This is a genomic window from Sulfuriferula plumbiphila, from assembly GCF_009938015.1.
In the GTDB taxonomy this organism is placed as follows: Bacteria; Pseudomonadota; Gammaproteobacteria; order Burkholderiales; family Sulfuriferulaceae; genus Sulfuriferula; species Sulfuriferula plumbiphila.
The window spans coordinates 994,614-1,011,311 of the sequence record NZ_AP021884.1 but is presented as its reverse complement, the minus strand read 5'-3'; the positions used below and the strand labels follow the sequence as shown (position 1 = coordinate 1,011,311).

The 16,698-nt window shown below is 54.2% G+C and carries 22 protein-coding genes; 12 read left to right on the top strand and 10 right to left on the bottom strand.

The genetic code is table 11. The features are described from left to right. Position 1: 1 nt before the first annotated feature. The 4 genes from leuD to GZH91_RS05385 all read right to left on the bottom strand — a co-directional run bounded on the left by leuD (position 2) and on the right by GZH91_RS05385 (position 3,404). Complete coding sequence (leuD, locus tag GZH91_RS05400; RefSeq protein WP_147071716.1) at positions 2-646, bottom strand: 3-isopropylmalate dehydratase small subunit; 645 nt, start codon at positions 644-646, stop codon at positions 2-4. Further along, complete coding sequence (locus GZH91_RS05395; RefSeq protein ID WP_147071714.1) at positions 646-774, bottom strand: entericidin A/B family lipoprotein; 129 nt, start codon at positions 772-774, stop codon at positions 646-648. Before GZH91_RS05395 ends, leuD begins: the two co-directional genes overlap by 1 nt. A 17-nt stretch (positions 775-791) precedes the next feature. After that, complete coding sequence (gene leuC, locus GZH91_RS05390) at positions 792-2,195, bottom strand: 3-isopropylmalate dehydratase large subunit (RefSeq protein WP_147071712.1); 1,404 nt, start codon at positions 2,193-2,195, stop codon at positions 792-794. 63 nt (positions 2,196-2,258) lie between these two features. Continuing rightward, positions 2,259-3,404 (bottom strand): MFS transporter, encoded by a 1,146-nt coding sequence (locus GZH91_RS05385; RefSeq protein ID WP_147071710.1) that lies wholly within the window; start codon positions 3,402-3,404, stop codon positions 2,259-2,261. A 306-nt stretch (positions 3,405-3,710) separates the two neighbouring features. Between GZH91_RS05385 and GZH91_RS05375 the strand changes: the two genes are divergently transcribed. The 12 genes from GZH91_RS05375 (at position 3,711) to GZH91_RS05320 (ending at position 11,214) form a co-directional block, all read left to right on the top strand. After that, positions 3,711-3,884, top strand: coding sequence for a hypothetical protein (locus GZH91_RS05375; RefSeq protein ID WP_161984117.1), 174 nt, complete (start codon positions 3,711-3,713; stop codon positions 3,882-3,884). Positions 3,885-4,022: 138 nt separating this feature from the next. Then, the gene (locus GZH91_RS05370; protein ID WP_147071708.1) at positions 4,023-4,514 is read left to right on the top strand and encodes a glycine zipper 2TM domain-containing protein; all 492 of its coding nucleotides are present in this window, start codon (positions 4,023-4,025) and stop codon (positions 4,512-4,514) included. A 94-nt stretch (positions 4,515-4,608) separates the two neighbouring features. Next, on the top strand, positions 4,609-4,824 hold the full coding sequence (locus GZH91_RS05365) for a CsbD family protein (RefSeq protein WP_147071706.1): 216 nt from the start codon (positions 4,609-4,611) through the stop codon (positions 4,822-4,824). A 90-nt stretch (positions 4,825-4,914) separates the two neighbouring features. Next, positions 4,915-5,100 carry a DUF2188 domain-containing protein gene (locus GZH91_RS05360; RefSeq protein ID WP_147071704.1) on the top strand — a complete coding sequence of 62 codons (186 nt, stop codon included), beginning with the start codon at positions 4,915-4,917 and terminating at the stop codon, positions 5,098-5,100. 27 nt (positions 5,101-5,127) lie between these two features. Next, complete coding sequence (locus GZH91_RS05355) at positions 5,128-5,739, top strand: hypothetical protein (protein ID WP_147071702.1); 612 nt, start codon at positions 5,128-5,130, stop codon at positions 5,737-5,739. 141 nt (positions 5,740-5,880) lie between these two features. Beyond that, a complete protein-coding gene (locus GZH91_RS05350; RefSeq protein WP_147071701.1) occupies positions 5,881-6,030 on the top strand; it encodes a lmo0937 family membrane protein in 150 nt (49 codons plus the stop codon). Between the two features lie 136 nt (positions 6,031-6,166). Continuing rightward, positions 6,167-6,814, top strand: a complete 648-nt coding sequence (locus GZH91_RS05345) for a c-type cytochrome (protein WP_147071699.1) — start codon at positions 6,167-6,169, stop codon at positions 6,812-6,814. 21 nt (positions 6,815-6,835) lie between these two features. Beyond that, positions 6,836-7,774: a c-type cytochrome gene (locus GZH91_RS05340; RefSeq protein WP_198415460.1), complete on the top strand. Its 939-nt coding sequence runs from the start codon at positions 6,836-6,838 to the stop codon at positions 7,772-7,774. A 459-nt stretch (positions 7,775-8,233) separates the two neighbouring features. Further along, complete coding sequence (locus GZH91_RS05335) at positions 8,234-8,842, top strand: glycine zipper 2TM domain-containing protein (protein ID WP_147071697.1); 609 nt, start codon at positions 8,234-8,236, stop codon at positions 8,840-8,842. A 76-nt stretch (positions 8,843-8,918) separates the two neighbouring features. Next, a complete protein-coding gene (locus tag GZH91_RS05330; protein WP_147071695.1) occupies positions 8,919-9,515 on the top strand; it encodes a ferritin-like domain-containing protein in 597 nt (198 codons plus the stop codon). A 164-nt stretch (positions 9,516-9,679) separates the two neighbouring features. Beyond that, positions 9,680-9,838: an entericidin A/B family lipoprotein gene (locus GZH91_RS05325; protein WP_174861830.1), complete on the top strand. Its 159-nt coding sequence runs from the start codon at positions 9,680-9,682 to the stop codon at positions 9,836-9,838. Between the two features lie 191 nt (positions 9,839-10,029). Further along, positions 10,030-11,214 carry an AI-2E family transporter gene (locus GZH91_RS05320; protein ID WP_147071690.1) on the top strand — a complete coding sequence of 395 codons (1,185 nt, stop codon included), beginning with the start codon at positions 10,030-10,032 and terminating at the stop codon, positions 11,212-11,214. A 69-nt stretch (positions 11,215-11,283) separates the two neighbouring features. Here the strand turns inward: GZH91_RS05320 and galE are convergent, their stop codons facing one another. From galE to GZH91_RS05290, 6 genes are all read right to left on the bottom strand, one after another. Beyond that, complete coding sequence (gene galE, locus GZH91_RS05315; protein WP_147071688.1) at positions 11,284-12,309, bottom strand: UDP-glucose 4-epimerase GalE; 1,026 nt, start codon at positions 12,307-12,309, stop codon at positions 11,284-11,286. Positions 12,310-12,435: 126 nt separating this feature from the next. Continuing rightward, on the bottom strand, positions 12,436-13,500 hold the full coding sequence (locus GZH91_RS05310; protein ID WP_147071686.1) for an acyltransferase family protein: 1,065 nt from the start codon (positions 13,498-13,500) through the stop codon (positions 12,436-12,438). Between the two features lie 80 nt (positions 13,501-13,580). Beyond that, the gene (locus GZH91_RS05305; RefSeq protein WP_147071684.1) at positions 13,581-14,318 is read right to left on the bottom strand and encodes a WecB/TagA/CpsF family glycosyltransferase; all 738 of its coding nucleotides are present in this window, start codon (positions 14,316-14,318) and stop codon (positions 13,581-13,583) included. Positions 14,319-14,333: 15 nt separating this feature from the next. Then, positions 14,334-14,687: a DUF1919 domain-containing protein gene (locus GZH91_RS05300; protein WP_170227433.1), complete on the bottom strand. Its 354-nt coding sequence runs from the start codon at positions 14,685-14,687 to the stop codon at positions 14,334-14,336. Positions 14,688-14,716: 29 nt separating this feature from the next. Beyond that, positions 14,717-16,177, bottom strand: a complete 1,461-nt coding sequence (locus GZH91_RS05295; RefSeq protein WP_147071681.1) for a lipopolysaccharide biosynthesis protein — start codon at positions 16,175-16,177, stop codon at positions 14,717-14,719. Next, positions 16,174-16,692 (bottom strand): serine O-acetyltransferase, encoded by a 519-nt coding sequence (locus tag GZH91_RS05290; RefSeq protein WP_147071679.1) that lies wholly within the window; start codon positions 16,690-16,692, stop codon positions 16,174-16,176. Before GZH91_RS05290 ends, GZH91_RS05295 begins: the two co-directional genes overlap by 4 nt. Positions 16,693-16,698 lie beyond the last annotated feature (6 nt).

Below are 16,698 nucleotides of genomic sequence, written 5' to 3'. Positions count from 1 at the left end.
GTTAATTATTGATAAACAGCCACGGCGCTTCCACCTTGCGCCGTTCTTCATAAACCTTGATCTTGTCCGCCTGCTGCAGGGTCAGGTCGATGTCGTCCAGACCGTTGAGCAGGCAATACTTGCGGTGCGCATCCACGTCGAAGCCGAAGGCCTCGCCACCGGGTGTGGTCACGGTCTGTCGTTCCAGGTCCACGCGCACGCTGTAGCCCGGCGCGGCTTCAGTCTCGCGGAACAACTGGTCGACGATAGCAGCGTCCAGCACGATGGGCAGCAAGCCGTTCTTGAAGCAGTTATTGTAGAAAATATCCGCGAAGCTGGGCGCGATGAGGGCGCGCAAGCCAAAATCTTCCAGCGCCCACGGCGCGTGTTCGCGGCTGGAGCCGCAGCCGAAGTTTTCGCGCGCGAGCAGCACCTGCGCGCCCTGATAACGCGGCTGGTTGAGCACGAAATCCGGATTCCTGGGGCGCCTGCCGGCGTCCTGTCCCGGCTCGCCGTGGTCGAGATAACGCCACTCGTCGAACAGGTTGGGCCCGAACCCGCTGCGCTTGATGGACTTCAGGAACTGCTTGGGGATGATGGCGTCGGTATCCACGTTGGCGCGGTCAAGCGGCACCACCAGGCCGTCCAGTAGCATAAATGCACGCATTATCTTTCCGATTTCTTCTGGATGGAGTCGCCGACTTTTTCAAGATCCTGGCCGAAGCCATGCATGGTATGGCAGGCGGAAAGGCCGAGAACGGAAAACAGGGTAGCAATAAGAGCAAGGGTGCGCATGATTTCACTCCTTCAAGTTAAAATTTACGGACATCGACAAAGTGTCCCGCCACAGCAGCGGCGGCGGCCATGGCCGGACTCACCAGGTGGGTGCGCCCGCCCTGCCCCTGGCGGCCTTCGAAATTGCGGTTGGAGGTGGAGGCGCAACGTTCGCCCGGCTCAAGCCGGTCGGCATTCATCGCCAGACACATCGAACAGCCCGGATCGCGCCATTCAAAACCGGCTGCGATAAATACCTTGTCCAGCCCCTCCCGTTCCGCCTGCTGCTTGACCAGGCCGGAACCAGGCACCACCATGGCCAGCTTCACACTGATGGCCTTTTGCCGGCCTTTCACCACCGTCGCGGCGGCACGCAGGTCCTCGATGCGGGAATTGGTACAGGAGCCGATGAACACCTTGTCCACGGCGATTTCCTCAATCGGCGTATTGGCTACCAGCCCCATGTAGGCCAATGCGCGTTCCCAGTCGTGGCGCTTGACTTCGGAGGGCGCGTCGGCCGGGTCGGGCACATGCCCGTCCACGGTAGTGACCATCTCCGGCGAAGTGCCCCAGGTCACTTGCGGCACAATGGCAGTGGCGTCCAGATGCACTTCCTGGTCGAAAACCGCATCCGCATCCGACACCAGCGTGCGCCACCAGCCCACGGCCTGATCCCACACCGTACCCATGGGGGCGTAGGGGCGGCCTTTCACGTATTCGATGGTCTTGTCGTCAACCGCCACCATGCCGGCGCGCGCACCGGCCTCGATGGCCATGTTGCACAGGGTCATGCGGCCTTCCATGGACAGCCCGCGAATCGCCGAACCGGCGAACTCGATCGCGTAACCGTTACCGCCGGCAGTGCCTATCTTGCCGATGATGGCGAGAGCCACATCCTTGGCGGTGACGCCGCGCCCCAGTTCGCCTTCCACATTGACGCGCATGGCCCTGGATTTTTTGGTGACCAGGCACTGGGTGGCAAGCACGTGCTCAACTTCGGAGGTACCGATACCGAACGCCAGCGCGCCAAATGCACCGTGGGTGCTGGTGTGTGAATCACCGCATACCACGGTCATGCCGGGCAGGGTCAGCCCTTCTTCCGGGCCGATCACATGCACTATGCCCTGACGCACGTCGTTCATTTTGAATTCGACAATGCCGAAATCGGCACAATTCTGATCCAGCGTTTCCACTTGCAGACGCGAAATCGGGTCGGCAATACCGCCGGCACGGTTAGTGGTGGGGACGTTGTGGTCGGGCACCGCCACTGCCGCGGCAGCACGCCGTGGTTTGCGCCCGGCCAGGCGCAGGCCTTCGAATGCCTGCGGGCTGGTCACCTCGTGCACCAGGTGGCGGTCAATGTAAAGCAGCGTGGCGCCGTCCGGTTCCTCGTGAACCAGATGAGACTGCCAAAGTTTGTCGTAAAGGGTTTGCGCGCTCATGGATGCAGCCACTTAAGAGTTGAGTCAAAAATTATACACAGGCTGTCGCAACCATGCACTGAATCAGGCCTCCATCGCCTTGAGTTTCCATGCCACCAGCACAAATCCCAGCAACGCGAATCCCGCCGCGATGGTGAACGTCCATGGCGCGCCGAGGCTGTCCCAGATGGCGCCGGCGTACAATCCGCCCAGCGTGCCGCCCGCACCGAACGCCATACTGTTGTAGATGCCCTGCCCGCGCGCCTGATGCCTGCCACGGAAATGATGGTGAATCAGCGCCACCGCAGCCGCGTGGAAAGCACCGAAGGTCGCCGCGTGCAGCACCTGGGCAAAAATCACCCAGGCCGGGTAATCCACCCCCCAGGCAATGATGAGAAAGCGCAGCACCGCGATGGCAAAAGTCGCCAACAGTATCCGTGCCATGGACACTCCCGGCAACAGGCGCGGCAGCCACATGAATACAGCAATTTCGCAGATCACCCCCAGCGCCCACAGCCCGCCCACCGCGCTTTTGGTATAACCATGGTCCACCAGATAAATGGAATAAAAAGTGTAATACGGCCCATGCGCTGCCGCCATCAGGAAGCATGCCACGATCAGCGCCATGACTTCGGGGCGGCGCACGATGTGCCACACCGGCAGATGATCGGCCACATGCACTTCGATCACTGCCTCCGGGAGGTGTCGTGCCAGCAGCGCAATACCGATCATGAAGCCCAGCACCGCCCAGGGCAAATCGCTGATGGGCCGGACATCGAACCAGTAACCCAGCCCCAGCACCGCCACGATAAAACCCACTGAACCCCATAAGCGGATGCGCCCGTAGCGGTGACTATGCTCGCCCAGGTGCGACAGCGTAGTGGCCTCCACCAGCGGCAGCGACGCGCTCCAGAAGAAACTCATGGTCGCCATCACCGCAAACAGCCAGGCAAAGCTGGTGCCAAAAAACACGCCGAGATAGCACAACAGGCTCCCGAGCGCCGCGATCTGCACGATCATCACGCGTTTGCCGCTGCGATCCGCCATCCAGCCCCAGATATTCGGCGCAAAAATGCGCATCACCTGCAACAGCGACATCAGCACACCGATCTGGAATGCACTGAACGCCAGCGACTCAAGGTACAGCGCCCAAAACGGCGACATCGCCCCGACCAAGGCGAAATAGAAAAAATAGAAACCGGACAGGCGCCAGTAGGGGAGATTTTGCATCAGGAATTCAAACGGGGGAAAAAACGGGGACAGCCGCCCCGCACGGACTCACGGATGGATTATGCTGCCAACCTGCCCCTATGCAGCAAATCCTCATCAATCTGCCTGCAAGCCCATCCACAACCTTTCACTGCTACCGGGGGCGCGAGCCAGGCGCAGCGCCGTGTCAGCCGTGACACCATGCTACCCAGCGCGATTTCATTAATGCGGCGCGCGGCACGCAGATTGCACGGGCGAGCGCACCCTGGCTAGTCCCCAGGGAATCAGGAACACCTCTTTTAGCACCAATGATTTCAAGCGGCAGGCATGACCGGAATGCGGCACCGTGGCCTGAGTGAGTGCGGTCTGCCCAACCATGAAAATCGGCACGCCCAGTACACCCTCGTTGCCGCAGCAACCATTGCCGAAGCGCCGTTTTCCATGCTGATGGGGTGCGATGCGCTCGAATTGATTGCCAGGCATCCGCTTGCCAGCGGGTAATTTTTTGGCTCGTGTATTGCTGGCATAGACCCTCTCATGATTTTGTCGGCCAAAAAATATTTAATTTTTTATGTGCGCCAGCGTACCGACTGCCCCTTGCTTTACAACTAATCTGGGAACTCGATCATAGGAGATTTCATGAAAACATTCCATAAAGTGTTTGCGCTTGCAGGCATGAGCGTGATCTTGCTGGGTGGCTGTGCCGGCACCAACCCATACTCAGATACCCGTTCCAATAATCCATACCCCGACAACCGTTCCGGCAATTCCCCGCGCTACATCAGTGCCTACGGCGTAATCGATTCCATCAATTCAGTGCGAACTGACGGCAATGGCTCGGGTAGTCCGATCGGTATCGGCACTGTCATCGGTGGTGTTGTGGGCGGTGTACTCGGCAACCAGATCGGTGGCGGCAGAGGCAAGACCGCTGCCACTGCAGCAGGAGTAGTCGGCGGTGCCGTGGTAGGTCACGAGATCGAAAAAAACCGTAACAACGCGAGCTCCCCTGCTTATCGTATCGGGGTCCGCCTTGATAACGGCGGTTATGAGAGTTTCACGCAGGACAATATTGGCGATATGCGCGTAGGCGACAGGGTTCGTATCGACAATGGCCGCGTCACCCGCTATTGAAGTCGCATTGACCTGCCCTTGCCTTCATTAGGGCGAGGGCATCAATCCTCGATCGGCAATCCCGCCTTTCGTAATGACATGCAAAGAGGAACACATGAACCCCGACATCGCAAAAGGTAACTGGAAACAATTCAAGGGCAAAGTCAAACAACAGTGGGGCAAGCTCACCGATGATCATCTGGATCAAATCGCTGGCAAGCGCGACCAGTTGGCCGGCAAGATTCAGGAAGCTTATGGTGTTAGCAGGGATGAGGCTGAAAAGCAGATCAAGGAATTTGAGGAGCGTAACAAGGACACCACGCCACCTTGATACCGGCAGCACTCAACATTCATTTGTTTATAGTTCACAACCGATTCGGGCGACATGGCCGGAATCGGCCAGATATGAAGGAGTGAAATCATGGGATTTGATCAAAAAGGATCCACTGTTTTTTGTGTGAAACATGGTAAATCCGGGCAGTGGGATGTGAGCGAAGAAGGATTTGATAAACCGCTTGCGTCCTTCGACAGCCCGGAAGACGCCAAGAAATATGCGAACGACCTGGCCAGGACCCAGGAAGGTTCAAGCGTCAAAATAATTGATTGACCCACCCATTCAAAAAAGGAATAAATCATGAAAAAGACCAATCTTACTGCACTTACTGCAGCCATTCTGCTTACTTTCAGCGCTGGCGCCATGGCCCAGACCATGTCCAAGAACGATTACAAGGCAAGCAAGAACAGCATTACCGCCGAATACAAAGCCGCCAAACAAAAATGTGATTCGCTGTCAGGTAATGCCAATGACATTTGCGCAGCCGAAGCCAAAGGTAACGAAAACATCGCTAAAGCCGAGCTGGAAGCGAAATATGAACCCAGCGCAAAAACACGCTACAAGGCATTGATGGCGAAAGCAGACGCCAGTTACAAAGTGGCCAAGGAACGCTGTGACGACAAATCAGGTAATGCAAAAGACGTGTGCATGAAAGAGGCCAGGGCAGCTTATGTGCATGCAAAGGCCGACGCAAAGGTCCAAATGAAGACCTTGCAAGCCGATGAGAAAGCTCACGACACATCAGCGGAAGCCAACATGAAAGCCAGGGAAAAAGCATCCGACGTGCGTCATGATGCTGCCAAGGACAAGCGTGCTGCAGATTTCGCAGTTGCCAAGGAAAAATGCAACACCTACTCCGGTGATGTCAAGGAACGCTGCATCAACCAGGCAAAAACCCAGTTTGGAATGTAAGTCGACTGTTTAAAAGCTGCACCAGCCAGTTGATTTTATCATCCGGTGAACGCCGTTCTATATGTAAGTATGGCCTTACACCGGAGACGAATGCTTTGGATTGGCGCAAATCAATTACAAATCTTTAAGAGGGGTGCTGTCATGCTTTACACGATTGCGGTTATTCTGATCATTCTCTGGCTGCTGGGCATGGTCACTTCCTACACACTGGGTGGTTTCATCCACATTTTACTGGTTATTGCGCTGGTGGTTATCCTGCTCAGGGTGATCAGTGGCAGACCCCCGGTGTAACATCCCTTCGGGACATCATTGTATCCGTGCGGCTTAATGGCTGGAGTGCCGGTTCCGCCCCATCTGGCAATCATGATCGTGGCTGGAATCCGCATGCATGGTGCCTGCAGGAAAACAAGCCAAACGGGGGAATAGAATGAAATTCGCGCGCTGCTCATCAGCAGGAATCCTACTGATCCTGCTGATGTCGGCCCAGGCAGGACTGAGCCACGCCGATGCGCAGGCGGGCGCTACGATAGCAAAAAATGGCACGGGCAGCGTGGCAGCCTGCATGCAGTGCCATGGCGCAAATGGTGAAGGCCAGGCCGCAGCCGGGTTCCCGCGTCTGGCAGGGCAAAACAGGGATTACCTGGCAAAGCAACTGGCCGATTTCAAGGCAAAATTGCGCACCAATCCCTTGATGCAACCCATTGCCAGTGCACTGAGCACAGCGCAGATGAATGATGTAGCAGATTACTACGCCAGTTTGCCGGCCTGGAAACCTGGACCAGGTATTGCATCCAGTACAGCCCAGACAACACGTGGTGCGCAACTGGCGCATCAAGGCAATTGGGACAAGGGCATGCCTGCCTGTTTTGCCTGCCACGGCGAAAATGGTGCAGGTATCGCGCCGCATTTCCCCGGCATTGCCGGGCAAAATGCCACCTACATTGCCAGTCAGCTCAAAGACTGGCAGACTGGCGCGCGTCTGAATGACCCGCAGGGATTGATGAAGGCAGTTGCCGACAAACTCAGCGCCGCCGACATCAGCGCAGTCAGTGCCTATCTTGAGAATCCAAAATGATGATTAATCTGGATGCACACCATGATTCGCTGGATTAATCGTCTTACACAAAATGGAAAATTCCACCCAATGTGGATTGTGCTGGCGGTAACGGGAGTGTTGATTGTTGCGGCCATTGTCCTTGTTCCCGCCCGCTATGAAGGCTCCAAGGAACCCAGGCAAAATGTTGCGGCCACCCCCAGGCAGCTCCCTGCAGCGAATCTACCCGAACCGGATTCGGGACAACACGACCTCATGCAGACCCCGCATGGCGTTCAACCAGTTCATTTCACACCTCCATCAGAGCGCGATATGCCAAGCGGTGAGCTGGGGGACATGATCAAACTGGGCAGAAATATTTTTGAGCATACCCAGATCTATGCAAAAGGCCTGGTCGGCAATGGCCTCAATTGCGTCAACTGTCACCTGGACGCGGGACGCAAGGCGGATTCTGCTCCATTATGGGCTGCCTATGTGATGTTCCCGGCTTACCGAAGCAAAAATCACAAGGTAAACAGCTTTGAAGATCGTTTGGCCGGCTGTTTCCGCTTCAGCATGAACGGTACCGCACCGGAATATAACAGCAAGGAAATGATTGCCTTGACCAGCTATAGTTACTGGCTTGCGAAAGGCGCCCCCACCGGGGTGGAGCTGGCTGGCCGCGGTTATCCAGAGCCGGGAAATCCGCCGCTGCCGCCTGATGCACAGCGCGGCGCTGCCGTATTCCAGGCAAATTGCGCCATTTGTCATGGTGCAGATGGACAGGGTAGCAAAGTAAACGGGCAATACGCATTTCCACCGCTATGGGGCAACGACTCCTATAATGCTGGCGCAGGTATGCACTCCGTAAAAAATGCAGCTGCCTTCATCAAGGCCAATATGCCGCTTGGCAAAGGAAATTCCCTCTCACTGCAGGAGTCCTGGGATGTTGCGCAATTCGTGAATAGCCACGACAGACCCGCGGACCCAAGGGTGAAATAGCTTGTCTATTTGCATTGAATACTGCAAAAACCTGGGTATGGACGCATGCCCCAGAATAATCCAGTAACGACAACACTCCAGCTCAGGCGTCCCGTCTGTCCGGCATGTGGCGGTTGCGTGGCCCGCATACACCGCAGGCTGGTCGACCGTTTAACCAGTCTGGTGGTCTTGCGTCATCGTTACCGCTGCCTCGCAATGGGGTGTGGCTGGGAGGGCAATCTTCCCCCCATGAAAAAATATGTGATGTAACTGAAAGCGTTAAGATTGAGGTTCCCTCGGTCCAGACCCCCGCAGTACTGGTTGGGCAGGCTTTGTAGCTTGTGTGCGCCAACGTACAGATGGCAGCAGGCCATACAGTCTAATCTGGATCCGGCTGCAATCCGTGTTTTGATCCTTGCTGTGCATTATTTAACATGCAGCTGAAATGCGGCAGGCATTTCCCACTACCACGGTGACACCATGCAATCAGAATCTAATAAATCCCCGCATCCGCTCATCTGGGTGGCAGGCATAGCCGTCATACTTTTTTGTGGCGCCGGTATAGCAGCGCTTATGGGCTGGTTGCCCGCGTCAACCGGCAATTCCGGAGTAAACACAACGGTACAGCCAGAGAAAGAGTCTGCCGCAATCAGCCAGCCCGCCAATACTAAAACGCACCACCCGGAAACGGCAAGAAAAGAACAGCATAAAACATCCGAACGTCCAGCGAACAATGCACCTGCCAGAATAAGGTGCAATGAATGTGGCGTCGTAGAGGACATTCGCGCGCTTGACACGCGTGGTCAAGGAAGCGGTGTGGGTGCTGTCGGCGGCGCAGTCGTGGGTGGCGTTTTGGGGCATCAGGTGGGCGGCGGACGCGGCAAGGAGGTAGCCACTGTTGCGGGTGCACTGGGTGGTGCTTTTGCCGGAAATGAAATCGAGAAACGCGTGAAATCCGAAACACAATATGAAATTGCAATCCGCTTCGAAGATGGCTCCCGGCAAGTATTCACTGAAACGAACCCGCCCACATGGCGTGCCGGAGATCGCGTAAGGGTCGTCAACGGCGAGATCAGGTCAAGCGATTGAATGTGCAATCGTTGACAGCGAGCCGCGTCCCTGGACAAGCGCTCATTTCCATCACCTCATTCCTACGGAGACTCAAATGCCACAAAAAACGGTTCTTACTGACATTACCACCCTGCGCAAACGTGCACGCCAGCATATTGAGGAGGGCGCAGTAACCGCTGGTTATGATGCGGATCGCGCAACAGTTCTCAAATTGCTGAATGACTCGCTCGCCACTGAAATAATTTGTGTGTTGCGTTACCGGCGCCACCATTTCATGGCAAAAGGAATTCAATCAAAAAGCATTGCTGATGAATTTCTGGTTCACTCCAACGAGGAACAGGGTCACGCGGACCTGATTGCCGAACGTATTGTGCAACTCGGCGGGGCGCCCGATTTCTCGCCGGACGGGATGTCCGGGCGCAGTCATTCTGAATATGTGGAAGCCGTCTCACTGGCGGGCATGATCAAGGAAAACGTCGTGGCTGAACGCATCGCCATTGATACTTACCGCGAGATTATCCAGTATATCGGCGATAAGGATCCCACCACTCGACGCATGCTGGAAAGCATACTCGCAATGGAGGAGGAACATGCGGACGAAATGGCGGATTTACTGGAAAATTTCGCCACTGGGGACAATTCCAAAAAATCATCTGCAAAAAAACATAGAGCTCTGACCATGATGGAGTAATTTCACACGCTCAAATAAAGCCAAACCCCGGGACAGTTTCATGTTATGTGCGACAGCGTACAGACTGCTTTTGTCATGCCCATTAAGCTGTTATCAGGCTTGAAAATTTTCGGGTTCCAAGTTTCAGGCTTTTTAATCAGCGCTTATCGTTCAGGAGATAAATCATGACCAGGAAAATTTTATCCGCATTGGTAATGGCAAGCACACTGGGCATGTTGCTCAGCGTTTCCGCCTGCAACACCGTAGCGGGCGCAGGCAAAGACGTCGAACATGCGGGTGACGCGATTCACGACAAAGCCAGAGACGTGCAGCAGGGGAACTAAAGTATCATCCGGTAGCATCGGCAATAATTAAAAAGGGCTCTGCAGGGAGCCCTTTTTAAATACACTACCGATTCATTCGCCGCCTGACCTGTCAGGAGTCTGTCAGACTTAAAGCAAACCGGCCGGATATCCGACAGACGCCTGGGCCGGCCATAACAAAGCATTTATATCATTTCCCGGATAGCGTGATCATGGAAACAGCTTCTCAACCCGAGTCAGCAACAGCAGCCGAAACCGTGGTCAACGCTTCCGATACCGATAATTTGAGCCTACCACCGACACATGAGGCGGTGGTAGCGCACAGTATGGCGCTTGCCATCCTCGCTGTCATCGCCCTGATATTTGTCCTCGACTGGGCACAGACCTTTGTCATTTCCCTGCTGCTCGGCATTTTGTTTGCCTACACTCTGAATCCGCTGGTGGCATGGCTGGAATTCATCAAGATCCCGCGCGTGATTGGCGCCAGCATTGTGATGCTGGCAGTGGTAAGCATGGTATTGCTGAGTGCCTACGCCTTGCGTGGGCAAATGCAAACCATAGTGAATCAGTTACCCAAAGCCGCCAGCAAGCTGTCGTACGCAGCCAATCAATGGCGACGTGGCCAGCTCGGCAACATGCAAAAAGTACAAATCGCAGCAAACGAAATTGAAAAGGCGACCAACCAGGTCGCCGCCACACCAGGGGCCAACAGGCATGCGGCTACCTATGTGGTCATTGATCCGTCTCCCTTCAAGCTCAATACCTTATTGTGGACAGGCTGGAGGGGCGTGCTGGCGTTTTTCGGACAAGCCATCATGGTGGCTTTCCTTACCTATTTTTTGCTACTGTCGGGTGATACTTTCAAGCGCAAGCTGGTGCGCCTGGCCGGGCCGACGCTGACCAGAAAGAAAATTACGGTCCATATTCTGGATGACATCAACAACTCCATCCAGAATTACATGTTCATGTTGTTGATCACCAATGCCCTGGTGGGTGTGCTGACCTGGGCGGCTTTCACCTGGCTGGGTCTGGAAAATGCGGGCGCCTGGGCGGTAGCGGCGAGTCTGTTACACATCGTTCCGTATTTTGGCCCTGCCATTACTGCCGGTGTTACCGGAATGGCGGCGTTCATTCAATTCGATTCACTTTCATCTGCACTACAGGTGGCGGGGGCATCATTGTTGATTGCCACCCTCATCGGCACCCTTGTCACCACCTGGATGACGGGTAGATTTGCGAAAATGAATACTGCGGCCGTGTTTATTTCCCTGTTGTTCTGGACCTGGCTGTGGGGTGTATGGGGCATGTTGCTCAGCATACCCATCATCGTCATCGTGCGGGTCGTGTCCCAGCATATAGAACAATTGCATCCTGTTGCAGAACTGTTGGGGGATTGAGCCGATTCAATCGGGCCCGTATGTTGGAGGCGAATGCCTAACACGGATCGATAACCGCGCGGAAAAGGGTCACCCGCGCGCGAACCCCACCGGGTTGCCCTGTTGCCAGCGCCAGGCATCGATACAAATATCTTCCAGCCCGCGCCTGGCACACCAGCCCAGCAGCGCCTGTGCTGCGCCGGGGTCAGCCCAGCAGGCCGCGATGTCGCCCGGCCGGCGTTCAACAATTTCATAAGGCAGTTCGCGCGCGCAGGCGCGTGAAAACGCCTGCACCATCTGCAGCACGGAATAGCCCTGGCCACTGCCCAGGTTGACAGTGAACATCCCCGGCTGCTGCAACAGATGCGCCAATGCCGCCACATGTCCTTCCGCCAGATCCATCACATGGATATAGTCGCGCACGCCGGTGCCGTCGGGTGTGGGCCAGTCACCACCGAATATCCGCAGTTTATCGAGGCGGCCGATGGCCACCTGCGTGATATAAGGCATGAGATTGTTGGGGATGCCCTGGGGGTCTTCGCCAATCAAGCCACTGGCATGCGCGCCCACGGGATTGAAATAGCGCAACCGGGCAATATGCCAGTCCGGCTGGGCGTAATGCAAATCGGCCAAAACATCTTCGATGATCAGCTTGGAGCGCCCGTAGGGATTGGTCGCGCTGCGGGGGAAATCCTCGCAGATGGGAACGCTGGCAGGATCGCCATACACGGTGGCGGACGACGAAAAAATAAGCTTGTTTACCCGTGCGCCATGCATGGCCTGCAACAGGCTCAAGGTACCGTGCACGTTGTTATCATAATAAGCCAGCGGCTGCTGCACCGACTCGCCTACCGCCTTGAGTCCGGCAAAGTGTATGACGGCGGCAACCGAATGCTCGGCAAAAACACGTGTCAGCAGCGCGCCATCCCGCACGTCGCCTTCGATGAATTGGGGGCGAGTGCCGGTAATGCGCTGCACACGACCAAGTACCGCAGGATTGCTGTTGCTGAGATTGTCCAGCACCAGCGGTACATATCCGGCTTCAATCAACGCAACGCAGGTATGCGAGCCGATGTAACCGGCGCCGCCGGTCACGAGTATGCTGTGAATGGTCATTTGTGCCTCTTGTAAAAGTACTCGGCCGTGCATGGTTTGTGCGCCCAAGGTATTCGAGTGTTGATGCACAGCGAATTTTAATTAAATACTCTGCAATCCAGCGGCCAGGACCACCTTTCTATATATTCAACCGCTCCGCGCCAGACTCTCAGGCCGCCCATACTGCCGTTTTTTTCTCCCACCAAATACATTGGGAAAATATCGATATAAGAACAGCGATGCTGGATAACTCAACAATAATGCAGAAACCGCGAACAGCACAGTCCATACAACAGAAGATTCCCTGAAAGAATGAGGCATTCCAAATACCACCTCTGCAATTCCGGTGAATACACTAAACATCAACAGATGTACCGGGAAAATAATAATGGTATTTTTTGACAGCCATTTAAAAACAAGGTTGTTCGGTATGGATATGGAAAAAAAATACAGCGAAAATATCCCCAGATATGCGATTAAGAAATAAAGAATTTTATAATTTCCAAAAGACATCGTGTTTAAATCCACCTCACCATTCAGGATTGTAAAAATCAGAACCCATGAAAACAGAAACAGGGATGCCGGAATCGCTCTTTTTTTGGACATGCTTTCCAGAAAAACCGGCTGGTATTGACGAAAAGAATGACCCGCAGAAAAAAAAGCAAGTGCTACTACTGCGTTGTCCAACCCCATGGGCGTACGTGGCCATGACTTGTCATAAAAAAGCGTAAAAGCGAATGCTATTGAATTGAATAATATAAGTAAAGATAAATAAGAAAAAAACTTTCTGGCAATGAAGTAAATAAGTGATGTGGTAAAAAGACAGGTAAAAAACCACAACACCACGTTAACGTAAAGCGCGTTGCCGTTTCCGATAAAAACGCCTTCGATTGGTTTCCACCAGGGGATGCCGACATATTTTCCTGCACTGGCCGACAAGGTGTGCGTTGGCAACCAATAAAGATATGAAACAAACCAAAAGAACAAATATGGAATACCAAGTGCACGTGTCTGCAATATAAAATATTCCGTTATTTTTAGCTGCCGTTTTTCATCCGACAGAAGCAGTCCTGAAATAAAGAAAAATAACGGCATATGAAAACCATATATTGTACTTTTTACATATTCGTTCAGACCCGGTGAATGCCCGAGCACAACCAGCACGATGCCGATCGCTTTCATGATGTCTATATATTGTATATTCCTGGTCATGGAATTCGCGTAATCACATCAGGCGGGTATTTTTTGCACATGTCCAGGATGCGACACAGCTATCAAGCTGCGTCACAGTATCAGCCGGGTCTGCGCTCCCGGCATTTATAACAATGAAAAAGAAACCGCACGATATCGACGGTGTACCGGCGCAAAAGACGACGCGGCTCCAGCAACAAGCGATAAAACCATTCGAGCCGGACCTTTTGCACGAAGACCGGCGCGCGCGGCTTGTCGCCGGCCCAAAAGTCGAACAGCGCGCCAACGCCTATGATGACACCAGCGTCAAGCGCTTCGCGGCTATTCAAAATCCACTCTTCCTGAAGCGGATTCCCAAGCGCGACCAGGATCACATCCGGGCTGGCCGCATTAATGATTTCAAGCAGATGCGGGTCGTTAATACCCTGATAGCCATCGCGGACACCAACCACCTCCTGGCCGAGCCGCCGGGCTAGATGATCCGCCGCCTTCTGCAGAACAGCCGGCTTTCCACCCAGCATAAATATGCGCAACGGCTTGCCTGATTGGCTGAATAAGTAAGGCGTGAAATCCGTACCGTTCAAATTCTCTTTAAAGCGGCTACGATGAATCAGCCATGCCGCAATATCCATCCCTACTCCGTCATTCACGATCAGCACGGATTCCTTGCACATCCTGGCAGACAACCCCCGGCATTTAACGACGAAATTGGTATTGGCGAAGAACAGCATGAGGCGGCGCTTGCGCTGGAGGCTGTCAAGCAAATGCATCGCCAGCTCGCGCGATGTGGTCTGCAGTACCGGAAAATCACCCACCCGAATAACCTTGTCAAAATGCATCAAATGCTCCCTGATTCAAGCTGCGAGACCTTTTAACATGGTCAGAAACAGGGCTCCATTCAATCGATGCCATTGACTATAAAGTTCGCCGGTCTGCTCGGAACCGGATTTATCCAACTCCAGATCGGCATCGAGAAGCTTCTGTAAATCACTAATGAAGCTCAGATAATCTGCCGGATTGAAATAGAGTCCAACAGTTGGCGAACGATACTGCGTTGCCAAAATCCGGGAAAAACATCCTTCCAGACAATTGGAGGAGATGAACCTGAAAGCCTTACCTGCAAAGGCTTTCTTTAACCTCGACGGAAAATGCGCGTTCATTACCAGCTGCGGTAAATGCCATATCGGATATGCCGAAAATCCTTGCATACAATACCATCCTGAGCAGGGAACTGCGCTCATGCCGCTGCGCGCTTGCGCCGCACTTCGCCGGTAAAAGCCACGATACGTCGAACCAAGGCCGGGTCTGCCAACCATAGCAAAGCCGGATAGACCAATGCACCCACCCCGACCATGAGCGAGAGCCTGACGGGAACCGGCCACGCCGGAGCCAGCCAATGCTTCACTGCCAACACCGCGAGTGCCATCCCCATAGTGCAAATCAATAGCACAGGCACGCCACGTATTTGATCATGCACATTCAAACCCGTTGCACGCTTTAGCATCAACATATCGACAGGAGTGCTTATCACGATACGTGTTGCCCAAACCCCGCACGCCCAAAAATAGGATTCCCGGCCTATGAGCAACATTCCTGCCACGATGAACGCCACCTGAATACCAACAGATAGGCTCGGGAACGAAGGGCGGCCAGCGGCATTCATCATTGAAGCCGAGTACGCTCTGGCGAAAAATTCGACAGTCAGTACTGCTACGGTTGCGAGGATGGGAATAGCCGCTTGCCAACGCTCGCCAAAAAACAGCATAACCATCTCTGCCGAACACACGGCAAGGCCGACAAAAAGGGGAAACATGAATACACAGGTGAACTGTACTGCTGACGAATACGCTGCGGCCAGAACCGGGCGATTATCCTGCAGACGCGAGAACATCGGCAATGAGAGTTGAGATACCGCACCAAAAAAAAGATCGCGTGCCGTGTGGACGACACGGAATGCAAGGTCAAAATAACCCGCTATATGGGTACCTAACAAAGCCCCCACCATCAGCGTGAAAACTCGTTGTATAGACACCGCGAGAAAAGTAACTCCGGTAGAAAAAAGCCCGAAGCTTAGCAACTCACGGGATTCGGGTCCGCTGATGCGCCAGGAAGGGCGCCTACTCGCCAGTATCCATAAAATAATTGTTGAAAATGCTACTGTCAGGATCTGTTGCGCAACTAAGCTCCATACACCAGCACCCGCAATAGCCATGACAATCCCGGTTACGCCTCCCAGCGTGCGGCCTGCGACCGACCGTATCGCCAACGGCCGAAATTCCATAGCTCGTCGTTGCTGCGCAGTGACTGCAGTGGCAAATCCCATAAACGGCAGGCTCAGGCTCATCCATTGCAATACCGGTGCTATCACTGGTGTGCCAATGAGCTCGGAAAACCATTCTGCTCCGAACCAGCACAAACCCAGTAACAGAAACCCCAGCAAAACCGATATGGCGTAAGCGGTATCAAAATGACGCTGCGTCACCTCTTTTCGCTGTACCAGTGCATCATGGAACAATACCTCGACCGGAATATTGAGAAGCTGTACAACACCAAGTGCCATTGCCGACACGCCGAGTTCCGAGGGGGTTAGAAATCGTGCGTATACGACAACAGAAATCAGCGAAACTCCGGATACACCGAAGCTTTCCAGGGCAGTCCAGATTAATGACCTTGCAACGCGTACTTTATGTTCATTCATTTGCTTGCTTGGCGTGGTCTGCGCAGCTTTATGACCGCGGGCACGCCGACCGCAATTGAACCGCTGGGAACATCCGTAATCACCACGGCGTTTGCGCCAATACAGCAATCGTCACCTATGGTGATTTTGCCGATTAATTTGGCACCGGCTCCGATATCCACCCGGGAACCAATCGTAGGTGCGTCCAATGGTTTATCCGAGATTTTGTTTCCTACCGTCACCCCGTGTCGAATCATGCAGTCATCGCCAATCACGGCATGACCATGAATCACAATCCCGCCAAAATGCTCTATCATAAATCTGCGCCCGATACTGGCTGTCGCGCCAATCGTGATGCCGCAGGTTAATTCGATCCACTTGGACAACACCAAATGCAGCAATCCCCAGGGTTTCCGAATCAAGGCGGAACGCACCTTGAAGCGGGCGTGCCCGAACCGGTAGACCTGCAAGGCCCAGAAACCCTGTGCAAGCAGGCCTTCGCGATAGCCGCGCAAATCTTCTAGAAATTTCGTCATACCGTC